This is a genomic window from Sphingomonas swuensis, assembly GCF_039538045.1.
GTDB lineage: Bacteria > Pseudomonadota > Alphaproteobacteria > Sphingomonadales > Sphingomonadaceae > Sphingomicrobium > Sphingomicrobium swuense.
The window spans coordinates 1,542,281-1,555,862 of record NZ_BAABBQ010000001.1; the positions used below are offsets into that span (position 1 = coordinate 1,542,281).

The window sequence follows — 13,582 nt, forward strand, 5'->3', positions numbered from 1 at the left end:
CTTTTGCACTAGGGACTTGGCCGCACCCCGCTCCCGCTCAGCCGCGTCCGATCAGCTTCATCGCCATCGCGTCGGCGACCGTCGCGGGATCGCGACCCGAGCTCTCGCTCTCGGCCCAGATCGCGTCGAGGCGATCGGGAATGCCCTCGATGCGGCGGGTGACGACGCTGGCGTCGCCATCCTTCAGATATTCGGTCGAGACGTTGATGATCCCGCCGGCGTTGATGACATAATCGGGCGCGTAGAGGATGCCCCGAGCCATCAGCGCGGCGCCATGTTCGGGCCGCGCAAGCTGGTTGTTGGCGCCGCCGGCGACGATCGGGGCGTTGAGCGCGGCGATGCTGGCATCGTCGAGGATCGCGCCGAGCGCGTTGGGGCTGACGACGTCGGCGGCGAGCGACAGGATGGCGTCGGGCGCGACGGTCTGGCCACCGGTTTCGGCGGCGAGCGCGGCGGCCTTGGCCTGGTCGACGTCGGCGATGGTCAGTCGGGCGCCCTCGGCAGCCGCGCGGCGGGCGACACCCGAGGCGACGCTTCCCGCGCCCTGGAGCGCGAGATGGAGGCCCGACAGGCTGTCCTTGCCGAGCGCGCGGCGGACCGCGGCCTTGATTCCGAGGAAGACTCCGAGGCTGGTGTGCGGGCCCGGGTCGCCACCGACCTGGCCCTCGGCGACTGGAAGGCCGGCGACATGGCTGGTCTGGGCGCGGACGGCCTGCATGTCGGCGACCCCGATTCCGACGTCCTCGGCGGTGACATAGTGGCCGCCGAGCCGCTCGACCGCACGGCCGAAGGCGGCGAGCATCGCCGGGGTCTTGGTGCGGTTCTCGTCGGCGAGAATCACGGCCTTGCCACCGCCGAGCGGAAGCCCGGCCATGGCATTCTTGAAGCTCATTCCGCGCGACAGGCGGAGCGCATCGGTGAGCGCGTCCTCGCCGCGGGCATAATGCCAGAAGCGGCTGCCCCCTGCGGCCGGCCCGAGGTGGGTCGAGTGCATCGCGATGATCGCGCGAAGGCCGCTGTCACGGTCGGTGACGAAGTGCACGGCTTCGTGCCCGTCGAAGTCGGGCAAGCTCCAGAGATCGGTCATGAAGGGGTTAGGTCCGGGTGTCGCCAGTGGGAAAATGGGGCGGACGACGGGACTTGAACCCGCGACCCTCGGTACCACAAACCGATGCTCTAACCAACTGAGCTACGACCGCCATGACCGGGCAAAGACTGGTCGTCAGTCTTGGCACGGCGCGCCAGCCCCTTATGTCGGCCCGCGACGACTTGCAAGCGAAGCGAACCAACCATGGCGATCAAAGACCCGCACCCGACCCTCGTCAAGTTCGGCTACCCCGACAACCTGCTGCACGAGGGCGACCATTGGGCGGTGCTGGTTCGGCCCGAGCAACCGACGCTTGGTAGCCTCGTCCTCTGCGCGACCGGCGCAGCAGCGGCCTATGGCGACCTTCCCGCCGAAGCGTTCGCCGAACAGGGCCGGCTGATCAAGCGCATCGAGACTTTCCTGCGCGAGTTCAGCAAAGCGGAGAAGATCAACTACCTGATGCTGATGATGGTCGATCCACAGGTTCACTTTCATGTCCTGCCCCGCTACTCGGGGGAGCGGCGGTTCGAGGGGACCGCCTTTATCGACTCGGGCTGGCCGGCCCTTCCGGACCTCGGCCGGACCGTACCGGCCTCCGGGAGATTGATCGAGACCATGGCTGCGTGTTGGGCGTCGTCGAGATGACAATCGCCAGACAATCGGGATTACTAAACGAGGTTAATTCCCTTGCATCTAAGTGACAGTGGCGTGATAATCACGGATGGGAGCGAGGAAGTTGGGCATGACTAAGCGCTCGCGCAGCGCTGGCGGCACAACCGTCGGTATCGCCGAGGCACTCACCGCGGCCGGGCTCGAGCCCGAGCTCGCCAAGTTGCTCGAGGACATGCCGAACCGGCTGGTCGAGGTCGATCCGCGACGTCCATTCCGCGAACCCGGCTGCGACCGTGACGAGGTTTATTTCGTTCGCTCGGGGATCCTCGCCAAGTACAAGTCGGACGGCGCCGGACGGCGACAGATCATCGCGCTTCGCTTCGCTGGCGACGGGATTCTCCCGCGCGAGACGACGTCCGACTATGGCATTCAGGCGATTGTCCGGAGCGAGGTGCTGATCGGCGCCCGCAAGGACTTCGACCCGATCATGGACGCTCATCCCGAGCTCACCCGCTTCTTCTGGCGCCTGACGCAGCGGCACGCCTCGATCAGCTACGAGTGGCTGGTCAATTGCGGGCGGCGGGACTCGACCGCGCGCGTCGCGCACCTGCTGTGCGAGACCGCCGAGCGGAGCGGCGTCGCAGCGGCGCACAACCGGATGATGAACCCCTTCACCCAGCAGCAGATCGCGGACATCACCGGCCAGACCAGCGTCAACGTCAATCGGGTGTTCGCCGATCTGGAGCGGCAGGGGCTCATCCGCCGCGAAGGCCGCGAGATCGTCTTCGAGGACTGGGCCGAGATGCGCCGCGTCGGCGGCTTCTCGGCGGCATATCTGCAGTAGCTTTGCATGCCTCCCTGTTGCCGCGTGGCGGCAATGGGGAGGCGGCAGCGCGTCGGCGCTGACGGATTGCCCTTATCTGAAAGACGGAAGCCCCGCCGCTCGTGTCGCGCGCGGCCTTCCGCCAACTCGCGGTACATCTGAGAAGATCACGGGAGCCGGATGGCGTGGTGGGCGCGGCAGGGATTGAACCTGCGACCCCACCCGTGTGAAGGGTGTGCTCTACCACTGAGCTACGCGCCCACGCCTTGGGTGACGGGCGGTTAGCGAACCGCCCTCATGCTGTCCACCCTTACTGAACGGCTTCCTTGAGCAGCTTGCCGGCACGGAACTTGGGCTGGGCGGTGCTGTCGATCTGGAGCGGCTCGCCGGTCCGCGGATTGCGGCCGACCGAGGCCTTGCGGCGGGTCACCACGAAATTGCCGAACCCGACAAGGCGCACCTCGTCGCCGCGCTTGAGCGCGTCGGTGATGACCTCGAGCATGGTCTCCACCGCCCGCGCGGCGTCGCTCCGGTTGAGACCCGCGCCATCGGCGACCTCGCCGATCAGTTCCTGCTTGTTCATCTCACTCTCACTGGTGCCGGGGATGGTACGGTCACCCCTCCCCCTTGTCACGATTGGCGATGCGATGCGAGCGCCCGTCAGTGGCGCAAGGCGGATGCTGCCTTTCCTGCGGCGGAAACGGCCTCGGCCGCATGCTCGTCGGCCTCGGTCCATTCGATCGGCTCGACCTTGGCGGCGAGCGCCTCGGCGAGGACCGCGTCGACATGGGCCACTGGCACGATCCGCAGCCCCTCCTTGAGCTTGGCCGGAAGCTCGGCGAGGTCCTTCTCGTTCTCCGCCGGGATGAGCACGGTGGTGATCCCGCCGCGAAGCGCAGCGAGCAGTTTTTCCTTAAGGCCGCCGATCGGAAGGACCCGGCCGCGCAGCGTGACCTCGCCGGTCATCGCGACGTCGCGGCGCACCGGAACCCCGGTCAGGGTCGAGATGAGCGCTGTGACCATGCCGATGCCCGCCGACGGGCCGTCCTTGGGTACCGCCCCCTCGGGAAGGTGGACGTGGACGTCCTTGCGCGCGAACAGGCTCGGCTTGACGCCATAGGCCGGCGCACGCGCCTTGACGAAGCTCCAGGCGGCCTGGACGCTTTCCTGCATGACCTCGCCGAGCTTGCCGGTGGTCTTGATCTGGCCCTTGCCGGGAACTGTCACGGCTTCGATCGTGAGGAGCTCGCCCCCGACCTCGGTCCAGGCGAGCCCGGTGACCGCACCGATCTGATCCTCTTCCTCGCCGACGCCGAAGCGGAATCGCTGGACGCCGAGGAAGTCGTGGAGGTTCTCCGCCGTCACGACCACCTGCTCGGCCTTGCCCTCGAGGATCTGGCGGAGCGCCTTGCGGGCGATCTTGGCCAGCTCGCGCTCGAGCGTCCGCACCCCAGCCTCACGGGTGTAGTAGCGCAGGACGCCGCGCAGCCCGTCATCGGCGATGGTCAGCTCGCCGTCACGAAGCCCGTGCGCCTCGAGCTGCTTGGGGATGAGGTGGCGATTGGCGATCTCGACCTTCTCGTCCTCGGTGTACCCCTCGAGCCGGATGATCTCCATCCGGTCGAGCAAGGGCTGCGGCATGTCGAGGCTGTTCGCGGTGGTCACGAACATGATGTCGGAGAGGTCGTAGTCGAGTTCGAGATAATGATCCTGGAACTTGCTGTTCTGCTCCGGGTCGAGGACCTCGAGCAGCGCCGCCGCGGGATCGCCGCGGAAGTCCTGGCCAAGCTTGTCGATCTCGTCGAGCAGGAACAAAGGGTTCGAAGTCCCCGCCTTCTTGAGGTTGGAGACGATCTTGCCCGGCAGCGAGCCGATATAGGTGCGGCGGTGGCCGCGGATCTCGGCCTCATCGCGCACACCGCCGAGGCTCTGGCGGACGAACTCGCGCCCGCAGGCCTTGGCGATCGAGCGGCCGAGCGAGGTCTTGCCGACGCCGGGCGGGCCGACGAGGCAGAGGATCGGACCCTTGAGCTTGTTGGTCCGCGCCTGGACCGCGAGATATTCGACGATCCGGTCCTTGACCTTCTCGAGCCCGTAATGGTCGTCGTCGAGCACCTTCTCGGCAACGACGATATCCTTGTTGAGCTTGCTCTTCTTGCCCCAGGGAAGTCCGAGCAGGACGTCGAGATAGTTGCGCGCGACGGTCGCCTCGGCGCTCATCGGCGCCATCGCCTTCAGCTTCTTGAGCTCGGCGGTGGCGCGAACGCGCGCTTCCTTGCTGAGCCGAGTCTTGCGGATCTTGGCGGCCAGTTCGGCTAGCTCGTCGCCGCCGTCCTCGCTTTCGTTGCCAAGCTCGCGCTGGATCGCCTTCAACTGCTCGTTGAGGTAATATTCGCGCTGGGTCTTCTCCATCTGCCGCTTGACGCGGCTCCGGATCTTCTTCTCGACCTGGAGGACGCCGAGTTCGCCCTCCATGAAGGCGAACACCATCTCGAGACGACGCGCGGGGTCGAGCTCGCCAAGCAGCGCCTGCTTGTCCGAGACCTTGACCGACAGGTTGGACGCGACCGCGTCGGCGAGCACCGAAGGATCCTCGATCTCGGCCAGCTGGACCCCGGTCTCAGCCGGGAGTCGCTTGTTGAGCTTGGAGTAGTTGTCGAACTGCTCGAGCACCGAGCGCATCAGCGCCTGCGCCTCGGGCGTGTCGCTGTCCCCGTCCTCGACTTGCTCGACCTCGGCGGCGAGATGACCTTCCTCCTGGCGGAGCGCGATCAGGCGGGCGCGCCTGACGCCCTCGACCAGCACCCGGACGGTGCCGTCGGGGAGCTTGAGCAGCTGCATCGCGCTGGCGATCACGCCGAGGTCGTAGAGCGCGTCACGGTCGGGATCGTCCTCGGACGGATCGAGCTGGGCGACGAGGAAGATCTGCTTGTCCGCGCCCATCGCGGCCTCCAGCGCGGCGACGCTCTTCTCGCGGCCGACGAACAGGGGGACGATCCGCTTGGGAAAGACGACGATGTCGCGCAGCGGAAGTATGGGCAGGGTCAGGGTCAACGATGAGGCTCCTCGGGACCGCCCTCTGGCGGCCGGTGGTCGGTCCGTTCACATATGGGCCCGCCCGTCCGGCTAATCAATCGAATGGGCGCAGCGCAGGAACCATGGGTCCGGGCCTGTCGTCTTTGCCCCGACCAAGGAGGCGACCGATGGACGACAAGGCGAAGATCAGCACCGGACCCAACGAGGAAGCCCGCAACGAGACGATCGCCGGGACCGGACCGGGCATCCCCGACGAAGCCGCAACCCCCGGGCACGTGATGCCCGAGCCGCCGAGTGACGAAGAGGTGGCCCGGATCGCGCGCAAGCTCGGCGCTCCGGTCCCCTGATCCTAGACGTCGACCCCGCTCAGCATCAGCAGTGCGGGGCCGGCGTTCTGAAGGCCGTGGACCAGCATCGGGATCAGGAACGCCCAGCCGAGCCCGCGCTGCTTCCAGACGAGGAAGCAGGTCGAGAAGATCAGGAACGGCCACCAGATGACCAAGCCCCAGGCGGGCGCCTGGAGCGAATGGGCCACGCCCCAGCCGAGCGAGCTCAGCAGGATCGCCGGAAGGAACCCGAACAGGCGGTTCAGGAGCAGCAGAACGCCGCCCATGATCAGCGTCTCGACGACTGGCGCGAAGACCACCAGAAGGAAGAACAGCACGCCCGGCGCGACCGGAGGAAACTCCGGCCCCTGTTGCGGCAGGAGTTGGCTGGCGAGCGCCGACAGTGCCAGCGAAGGGATGACCGCGAGCAGCCAGGCAAGCCCGATGTAAGGCAGTGGCTGCTCGGGCCGGAACAGGCGACGCGGAAGGAAGCCGAGCAGTGCCGGACGCTCGTGGATCGCGGGCAGCGTCTCCAAGCGGCTAGCGGGTCGGCTTGGGGCCACGCGGGCCCGAGCCACGGGGACCACCGCCGGGCCCACCCGAACGAGGACCACGCGGTCCTTCGGAGCGCGGTGCGCGCGGGCCACGCGGCGCGGCCGGTCGCGATGACCGATCGACGCCACGCTGGACGAGTTCGCCCTGGCGCAGCGGCGGCCTGGACGGTCCCGCATCCTTCGGCGCGACCGAATAGCCTTCCTTGAGTAGCGCCGCGAAGGCCTGACGGGTGCTCGCGGTGATCGCGTCCTGCACTTCCTTGGGAAGGTCGGCCATGGTCACATTGTTGTGGATCGCCTGAACCTGGCGAAGCACGTTGTTCGGCAAATTGCCGCCAGCCGCCTTGAGCGCCGCGATCGCATCGAGCACGGCGGAGAAGATCACGGACTGCATCACGTCTTGGGCAGCTCGGGGCATGCGCGGCTAGGCTCCTGGCCGGTGGACTAAGGTACCTGCTGCCCTTAAGTCCCCCGCGATGCGGCGGCAATTCCATAAGATGCACGGGCTGGGGAATGATTTCGTCATTCTCGACGCGCGCGAGCAGCCGCTGGCGATCGACGAGTCTCTGGTCCGCCAGCTCGCCGACCGCAAGCATGGGATCGGCTGCGACCAGCTGATCCTGCTCGAGCCGAGCAAGAGCGCAGACCTCCGGATGCGCATCTTCAACGAGGATGGCGGCGAAGTGCAGAGCTGCGGCAATGCCACCCGCTGCGTCGTGAAGCTGACTGGCGCGGAGACGATCGAGACCGCGGGCGGGCTACTCCACGGCCGGAGCGAAGGCGACGCGATCGAGGTCGCGCTGATCGAGCCGCGCTTGGCATGGGACGCAATCCCGCTCGCCTACCCGCTTCCGACCGATCCGCTGCCGATGGGCTGGGAGAATCTCGACCGGCCTTATGCGATCAATGTCGGCAACCCGCACCTCGTCTTCTTCGTCGACGACCTCGAGGACGCCGATCTCGAGGGCATCGGTCCAGGGATCGAGACCGATCCGGTCTTCCCCGAGCGGATCAACGTCAATGTCGCGACCGTCGAGGGCGGCGCCATCCGCCTCCGCACCTTCGAGCGCGGTGCCGGCCTCACCCGCGCCTGCGGGACCGGTGCCTGCGCGACCGCGGTGGCGGCGATCCGTAGCGGTCGGGCCACCTCGCCTGTCGAAGTGCTGATGACCGGCGGCACCCTCACCATCAACTGGTCACCCGGCGAACCCGTGCGAATGCGCGGAGACGCCACTTACGTCTTTGAAGGCAGTATCGAACTTCCATGAGCTGGCTCGACAAACTTACCGGCGGCTTCCGCAAGACCGCCGATCGCCTCGGCGACAACATCACGGGCCTGACCAGCAAGGCGGCGCTCGACACCTCGACCCTCGACGACATCGAGGAAGCGCTGATCGCGTCGGACATCGGTCCGGAGGCGTCGAAGCGGATCCGCGACGCCATCGCGGCGCGGCGGTTCGAGCAGCTCGACGAGCGCGGCCTTCGAACTATCCTTGCCGAGGAGATGGAGGCGATCCTCGCTCCCGTCGCCAAGCCGCTCGACATCTGGGGCTTTCCGCGGCCGCACGTCATCCTCGTCATCGGGGTCAACGGGTCGGGCAAGACCACCACCATCGGCAAGCTCGGGGCCTGGCTCAAGGAGCAGGACTATGGTGTGATGCTGGCGGCGGGCGACACCTTCCGCGCCGCAGCGATCGAGCAGCTCCGCATCTGGGGTGAGCGGATCGACGCGCCGGTGATCAGCGGCAAGGAGGGCGGCGACGCGGCGGGGATCGTGTTCGACGGGGTCAAGCAGGCGACTGCGACCGGCATCGACTGCCTGATCGTCGACACCGCCGGGCGGCTCCAGAACAAGACCCACCTGATGGATGAGTTGGCCAAGGTCCGTCGCGTACTCGGCCGGCTCAATACCGAGGCGCCGCACGACGTCCTTCTGGTGCTCGACGCGACCACCGGGCAGAACGCGCTTAACCAGATCGAGGTATTCCGCAATCTCGCCGGGGTGACCGGCCTCATCATGACCAAGCTCGACGGCACCGCTCGTGGCGGCGTGCTGGTCGCGGCGGCGGAGAAGTACAAGCTGCCGATCCACGCCATCGGGGTCGGCGAAGGGGTCAACGACCTCCGCCCATTCGATCCGCGCGCGGTCGCACGGGCCATCGCGGGGCTGTCGGCATGAGCGCCGCGAAGGAACCCACCGGAAGCTCCAAGCTGCTGATCGACCTTGGTCCGCTGCTGGTCTTCTTCCTCGTCAACTTCCTCGCGCCGGTACCGGGCATCGCCAAGATCTTCTTCGCCACCGGCGCCTTCATGGTCGCGATGGTGGTGGCGGTGGTCTATTCGGCGATCCGCTTCCGTCACGTCTCGCCGCTCCTGTGGTTCAGCGGCGCGATGGTGGTGATCCTCGGCGGCCTGACGCTGTGGCTCCACGACGAGACCTTCATCAAGCTCAAGCCGACCATTTATTATGTCTTCGTCGCGGCCCTGCTCGGCTTCGGCCTGTGGCGCGACAAGCCTTTGCTCAAGATGGTGCTTGGAACGGCCTACCCGGGCCTCAGCGACGATGGCTGGCGCAAGCTGACCCGAAATTGGGCGCTCTTCTTCCTGTTCATGGCCGTGCTCAACGAGCTGGTCTGGCGCAACAGCAGCACCGACTTCTGGGTCGGGTTCAAGCTGTGGGGCGCGATCCCCCTCACCCTCCTCTTCGCCGGAGCGAACGTACCGATGCTGCTGCGCCATGGGCTGAACACCGAAGACCCCAAGCCGCTCGAGCCGGGACCCGTCGAATGAGCGAGAACGCGCTCTCCATCCGCGGGCTTCGCAAGGCCTATGCGAGCGGGACCGAGGCGCTGAAGAGCGTCGACCTCGACATCCGCCACGGCGAGATCTTCGCGCTGCTCGGCCCCAACGGGGCGGGCAAAACGACGCTGATCTCGATCGTCTGCGGTCTAGTGATGGCGACCGGCGGCGAGGTGCTGGTCGACGGAGTGCACTGGCGCGACCGCTACAAGGTGGCCCGGCGGCAGATCGGGCTGGTCCCGCAGGAAATGAACATCGACGTGTTCGAGCCGGTCTGGAACACGGTCGCCTTCAGCCGCGAACTGTTCGGGCTGCCGCGCAACGACGCCTACCTCGAGCAGGTGCTCAAGGACTTGACCTTGTGGGACAAGCGCAAGGCCATCCTCAAGGAACTGTCGGGAGGCATGAAGCGCAGGGTGATGATCGCCAAGGCGCTGGCGCACGAGCCCGCCATCCTGTTCCTCGATGAACCGACCGCGGGTGTCGATGTCGAGCTGCGGAAGGAGATGTGGGAGATGGTCCGCAAGCTGCGCGAGCGCGGCACCACCATCATCCTTACCACCCATTATATCGAGGAAGCCGAGGAAATGGCCGACCGGGTCGGCGTCATCAACAGGGGCGAGCTCATCCTCGTCGAAGAGAAGGCCGAGCTGATGAAGAAGCTTGGACGGAAGATCCTTCACCTGTCGCTGGCCGAGCCACTGGACTCGGTCCCGTCGGCGCTGGCCGACTGGGCGCCGAGCCTGTCGGACGACGGCCTGACCCTCACCTATGAATTCGACCGCCACGCCGAGCGCACCGGCATCCCCTCGCTGCTGTCGGCGATGCGAGACGCGGGAATCGCGTTCAAGGACCTCGATACCAAGCAGTCGAGCCTCGAGGACATCTTCGTCGGGCTCATCCGCGACGGCAATGCGGAGACACGCGCATGAACATCCGCGGCATTCTCGCCATCTACAAGTTCGAGATGCACCGCTTCCGCCGCACCCTGTGGACGGGGCTGGCGGTACCGGTAATCACCACCACCCTTTATTTCATCGTGTTCGGCTCGGCGATCGGGAGCCGGATGAGCGAGGTCGGCGGAATCCCCTATGGTGCGTTCATCGTGCCCGGGCTGATGATGCTGTCGCTGTTCACCGAGAGCATCTTCAACGCGAGCTTCGGCATCCACATGCCGCGCTTCACCGGGACCATCTACGAGATCCTCTCGGCGCCGCTGTCGGCGGTCGAGACGGTGATCGGCTATGTCGGGGCGGCGGCGAGCAAGGCGACCATTGTCGCGCTGGTGATCTTCGCCACCGCGCACCTGTTCGTGCCGCTGAAGGTCGAGCATCCGCTGCTCGCCCTCGCCTTCCTGATCCTGGTAGCGGTGACCTTCTGCCTGTTCGGTTTCATCATCGGAGTCTGGGCCAAGGGGTTCGAGCAGCTTCAGGTCATTCCGCTGCTGGTGGTCACCCCGTTGACCTTCCTCGGCGGGGCCTTCTACTCGATCGACATGCTGCCCGAGCCGTGGCGGACGGTGACCCTGTTCAACCCCGTCGTCTATCTGATCAACGGCTTCCGCTGGACCTTCTTCGGAACCGCGGACGTGAGCTTCGGGGTGGCGCTGGCGGCGACGCTGGCCTTCGCCGGCCTGTGCCTCGCCGGCATCTGGTGGATCTTCCGCACGGGCTACCGGCTCAAGGCCTAGCGACTACGCGCTCCGCGCTTCGCTCAGGACGAACGAGAGGGTGTCGTTCGTGCTGAGCGAAGTCGAAGCACCTCTAAATCAGCGAGCCTGGCTGAACCGCTCGCTCGCCTTGTCCCAGTTTACCACGTCCCACCACGCCTTGAGGTAATCGGCGCGGCGGTTGTTGTAGGTGAGGTAATAGGCGTGCTCCCAGACGTCGTTGCCGAGGATCGGCGTGCCCTTCACTTCGGCCACGTCCATGAGCGGGTTGTCCTGATTGGGGGTCGAGCTGACCACCAGGCCCTGCCCCGGCACCGCGACCAGCCATGCCCAGCCCGAGCCGAACTGGCCCGCGCCGGCGGCGTTGAACTTATCCTTGAGGCCGTCGAGCGAGCCGAAGGCGCTGTCGATCGCCTGGGCGAGTTCGCCCGAGGGGCCCTGCCCGCCGGCGGGCGCCATGATTTCCCAGAAGAAGCTGTGGTTCCAATGACCGCCGCCATTGTTGCGGACGACCTTGGAGCCGCTTCCTGCCGATGCGACCAGCTCCTCGAGGCTCTTGCCGGCGAGCGAGGGATCGCCTTCGATCGCCTTGTTGAGGTTGTCGACGTAGGTCTGATGATGCTTGTCGTGGTGCAGCTTCATCGTCTGCGCATCGATGGTCGGCTCGAGCGCCGCATAATCGTAGGGCAGCGGGGCGACTTCGAAGGCCATGACAAACTCCTGGGCTGGTATGAACGTACCGGCCATGTGGTCAGCGGGCCGGCGTTAGTCAACGCAGCGGACGTCAGGCGGGTTCGCTGTCCATCAGCTTGTGCCGCTTGAGGGCGTGGCGGAGCTGGTCGTAGCTCAGCGACAGCGCGGAGGCAGTGGCGCGCTGGTTGTAGCGGTTGGCCTTGAGCGCCAGCTCGAGGATGGAGCGCTCGTAGGCGGTGACCGCGGCCCGGAAGTCGCTGGTGACCACCGGCGCGCCGAATTGCTGGGTCCCGACAGTGGCGACCGCTTCCTGCTTTTCGGCTTCCCACTCCTGCTCGCTCTCGGCTTCGGACGATGCGGCCGGGGCCGTTGCCGCGTCCCCGAGCGACCAGGGCGAGGCGAAGGGATCGAACTGGATCGCCGCGATCGGCGCCTCGGAATCGTCCCAGCGGTAGACCGCGCGCTCGATGACGTTGCGAAGTTCGCGGACGTTGCCGGGCCAGCCGTAGCTCTCGAGCTGCCGGGCGGCGGCGGCGGTGAACCCCGGCCATCCGCCCCATTCGAGCTCGGCCGCCATCCTCCGTCCGAAATGCTCGGCGAGGATCGGAATGTCGCCCTGCCGGAGCCGCAGCGGCGGGAGGGTGACGACTTCGAACGACAGCCGGTCGAGGAGGTCGGCGCGGAAGCGACCATCGTCGACCAGCCGGGGAAGATGTTCGTTGGTGGCGGCGACGATGCGGACGTCGACCTTGACCGGCTTGGAGGCGCCGATCCGGGTGATCTCGCCATATTCGACCGCGCGAAGAAGCCGGTCCTGCGCGGGCGAGCTCAGGGTCGCCAGTTCGTCGAGGAAGAGGGTCCCCCCGTCAGCCTCCTCGAAGCGTCCCTTGCGGGTCTTGGCCGCGCCGGTGAAGGCTCCGGCTTCATGGCCGAACAGCTCGGCCTCGATCAGATTTTCGGGCAGCGCGGCGCAGTTCATCGTCACCAACGGCCCCGCCCAGCGCGACGACAAATGGTGGAGGCGTTCGGCGATCAGCTCCTTGCCAGTTCCCCGCTCGCCGATCACCAGGACCGGGCGGTTGAGGGGCGCGGCGCGGCTGGCCCGCTCGACCGCGTCGAGGAACGCCAGGCTCTGGCCGATGAAGTTCTGTGTCCGCGCCACGGCCCGAGTTGGTGCAATTTTCCAAGCCTTGGCAAGTTCTTTTGCCACCCTTGGTCGATGCAGGCGGCTCGTTCAGCGGAAAACCGCACTTGGCACGGCTCCTGCATATCCCAAACCGTACAGGGCCCCACTTCAAGTGAGGTAGGATAGAATGAGCATCTTTTCCCGCACGCGGGACATCATGGCCGCCAATTTCACCGAGCTCCTCGACCGGGCGGAAGACCCGTCGCGGATGATCCGCATGATCATCCTCGAAATGGAGGAAACCCTCGTCGAGGTCCGGGCTTCGGCCGCCCGGTCGATCGCCGACAGCAAGGAGATGCGCCGCGCGATGGTGCGCCTCGAAGGGCTGATGGACAGTTGGACTGAAAAGGCCGAGCTGGCATTGTCGAAGGGCCGCGAGGACCTCGCCAAGGCGGCGCTGATCGAGCGTCAGAAGGCGGCCGACATGGCCAAGAGCCTCGACGAGGAAGTTTCCGTGATCGACGGCACCCTCAAGGCCTACGAGGCCGACATCGCCAAGCTGCAGGGTAAGCTGCGCGAGGCCCGTGCCCGCCAGAACTCGATCGCCACCCGCATCGAAAGCGCGGTCACCCGGGCCAAGGCGCGCGAGCTTCTCAACGGCAACCGCACCGAGGACGCGTTCAGCCGGTTCGACCTGCTCGAGCGCCGCGCCGACTTCGCCGAAGGGCGCGCCGAGGCGCTCGGCATGAGCGGGCCCAAGAGCCTCGAGGAAGAGATTGCCGATCTTCGTGCCGAAGAGTCGGTCGACAAGGAACTGGAAGCGCTGAAAGCGCGCCTGGCCAACAAGGGGAATTGAG

16 protein-coding genes and 2 tRNA genes are annotated in these 13,582 nt (G+C 66.6%); 9 read left to right on the plus strand and 9 right to left on the minus strand.

Going from position 1 to position 13,582, the window contains the following annotated elements; translation table 11 throughout:
* Positions 1 to 37: 37 nt before the first annotated feature.
* The gene (locus tag ABD727_RS07695) at positions 38 to 1,087 is read right to left on the minus strand and encodes a Glu/Leu/Phe/Val family dehydrogenase (RefSeq protein ID WP_344706796.1); all 1,050 of its coding nucleotides are present in this window, start codon (positions 1,085 to 1,087) and stop codon (positions 38 to 40) included.
* A gap of 35 nt (positions 1,088 to 1,122) precedes the next feature.
* Positions 1,123 to 1,199 (minus strand) — tRNA-His (locus tag ABD727_RS07700).
* 92 nt (positions 1,200 to 1,291) lie between these two features.
* Between ABD727_RS07700 and ABD727_RS07705 the strand changes: the two genes are divergently transcribed.
* Positions 1,292 to 1,732, plus strand: a complete 441-nt coding sequence (locus ABD727_RS07705) for an HIT family protein (protein ID WP_344706797.1) — start codon at positions 1,292 to 1,294, stop codon at positions 1,730 to 1,732.
* A gap of 97 nt (positions 1,733 to 1,829) precedes the next feature.
* Entirely contained in the window at positions 1,830 to 2,543 is a 714-nt protein-coding gene (locus tag ABD727_RS07710) for a Crp/Fnr family transcriptional regulator (protein WP_344706798.1), read from the plus strand.
* A 165-nt stretch (positions 2,544 to 2,708) separates the two neighbouring features.
* Here ABD727_RS07710 and ABD727_RS07715 read toward each other — a convergent pair.
* From ABD727_RS07715 to lon, 3 genes are all read right to left on the minus strand, one after another.
* Positions 2,709 to 2,783, minus strand: a tRNA-Val gene (locus ABD727_RS07715).
* A gap of 49 nt (positions 2,784 to 2,832) precedes the next feature.
* Entirely contained in the window at positions 2,833 to 3,105 is a 273-nt protein-coding gene (locus tag ABD727_RS07720; protein WP_344706799.1) for an HU family DNA-binding protein, read from the minus strand.
* A 77-nt stretch (positions 3,106 to 3,182) separates the two neighbouring features.
* A complete protein-coding gene (gene lon / locus ABD727_RS07725) occupies positions 3,183 to 5,576 on the minus strand; it encodes an endopeptidase La (RefSeq protein WP_344706800.1) in 2,394 nt (797 codons plus the stop codon).
* Between the two features lie 149 nt (positions 5,577 to 5,725).
* On the opposite strand from lon, the gene ABD727_RS07730 reads away from it, so the two are divergent.
* Positions 5,726 to 5,905, plus strand: a complete 180-nt coding sequence (locus tag ABD727_RS07730) for a hypothetical protein (protein WP_344706801.1) — start codon at positions 5,726 to 5,728, stop codon at positions 5,903 to 5,905.
* Between the two features lie 2 nt (positions 5,906 to 5,907).
* Here the strand turns inward: ABD727_RS07730 and ABD727_RS07735 are convergent, their stop codons facing one another.
* Positions 5,908 to 6,420, minus strand: a complete 513-nt coding sequence (locus ABD727_RS07735) for a CPBP family glutamic-type intramembrane protease (protein WP_344706802.1) — start codon at positions 6,418 to 6,420, stop codon at positions 5,908 to 5,910.
* Positions 6,421 to 6,424: 4 nt separating this feature from the next.
* Positions 6,425 to 6,856 carry a hypothetical protein gene (locus tag ABD727_RS07740; protein WP_344706803.1) on the minus strand — a complete coding sequence of 144 codons (432 nt, stop codon included), beginning with the start codon at positions 6,854 to 6,856 and terminating at the stop codon, positions 6,425 to 6,427.
* Positions 6,857 to 6,914: 58 nt separating this feature from the next.
* On the opposite strand from ABD727_RS07740, the gene dapF reads away from it, so the two are divergent.
* The 5 genes from dapF to ABD727_RS07765 are packed head-to-tail and all read left to right on the plus strand — an operon-like array spanning position 6,915 to position 10,927.
* Positions 6,915 to 7,706 (plus strand): diaminopimelate epimerase, encoded by a 792-nt coding sequence (gene dapF, locus ABD727_RS07745; protein ID WP_344706804.1) that lies wholly within the window; start codon positions 6,915 to 6,917, stop codon positions 7,704 to 7,706.
* A complete protein-coding gene (gene ftsY, locus ABD727_RS07750) occupies positions 7,703 to 8,617 on the plus strand; it encodes a signal recognition particle-docking protein FtsY (RefSeq protein ID WP_344706805.1) in 915 nt (304 codons plus the stop codon). Before dapF ends, ftsY begins: the two co-directional genes overlap by 4 nt.
* Positions 8,614 to 9,228, plus strand: coding sequence for a septation protein A (locus tag ABD727_RS07755; protein ID WP_344706806.1), 615 nt, complete (start codon positions 8,614 to 8,616; stop codon positions 9,226 to 9,228). The genes ftsY and ABD727_RS07755 overlap by 4 nt, the downstream gene beginning before the upstream one ends.
* Positions 9,225 to 10,169, plus strand: a complete 945-nt coding sequence (locus ABD727_RS07760; protein ID WP_344706807.1) for an ABC transporter ATP-binding protein — start codon at positions 9,225 to 9,227, stop codon at positions 10,167 to 10,169. Before ABD727_RS07755 ends, ABD727_RS07760 begins: the two co-directional genes overlap by 4 nt.
* Positions 10,166 to 10,927, plus strand: coding sequence for an ABC transporter permease (locus ABD727_RS07765; RefSeq protein ID WP_344706808.1), 762 nt, complete (start codon positions 10,166 to 10,168; stop codon positions 10,925 to 10,927). The genes ABD727_RS07760 and ABD727_RS07765 overlap by 4 nt, the downstream gene beginning before the upstream one ends.
* 78 nt (positions 10,928 to 11,005) lie before the next feature.
* On the opposite strand, the gene ABD727_RS07770 is transcribed toward ABD727_RS07765, so the two are convergent.
* Both ABD727_RS07770 and pspF read right to left on the minus strand, forming a co-directional pair.
* Positions 11,006 to 11,617, minus strand: a complete 612-nt coding sequence (locus ABD727_RS07770) for a superoxide dismutase (protein WP_344706809.1) — start codon at positions 11,615 to 11,617, stop codon at positions 11,006 to 11,008.
* A 73-nt stretch (positions 11,618 to 11,690) separates the two neighbouring features.
* Positions 11,691 to 12,761, minus strand: coding sequence for a phage shock protein operon transcriptional activator (gene pspF / locus ABD727_RS07775; protein WP_344706810.1), 1,071 nt, complete (start codon positions 12,759 to 12,761; stop codon positions 11,691 to 11,693).
* A gap of 151 nt (positions 12,762 to 12,912) precedes the next feature.
* Between pspF and pspA the strand changes: the two genes are divergently transcribed.
* Positions 12,913 to 13,581: a phage shock protein PspA gene (gene pspA, locus ABD727_RS07780; protein ID WP_344706811.1), complete on the plus strand. Its 669-nt coding sequence runs from the start codon at positions 12,913 to 12,915 to the stop codon at positions 13,579 to 13,581.
* The last annotated feature ends 1 nt before the right edge of the window (position 13,582 follow it).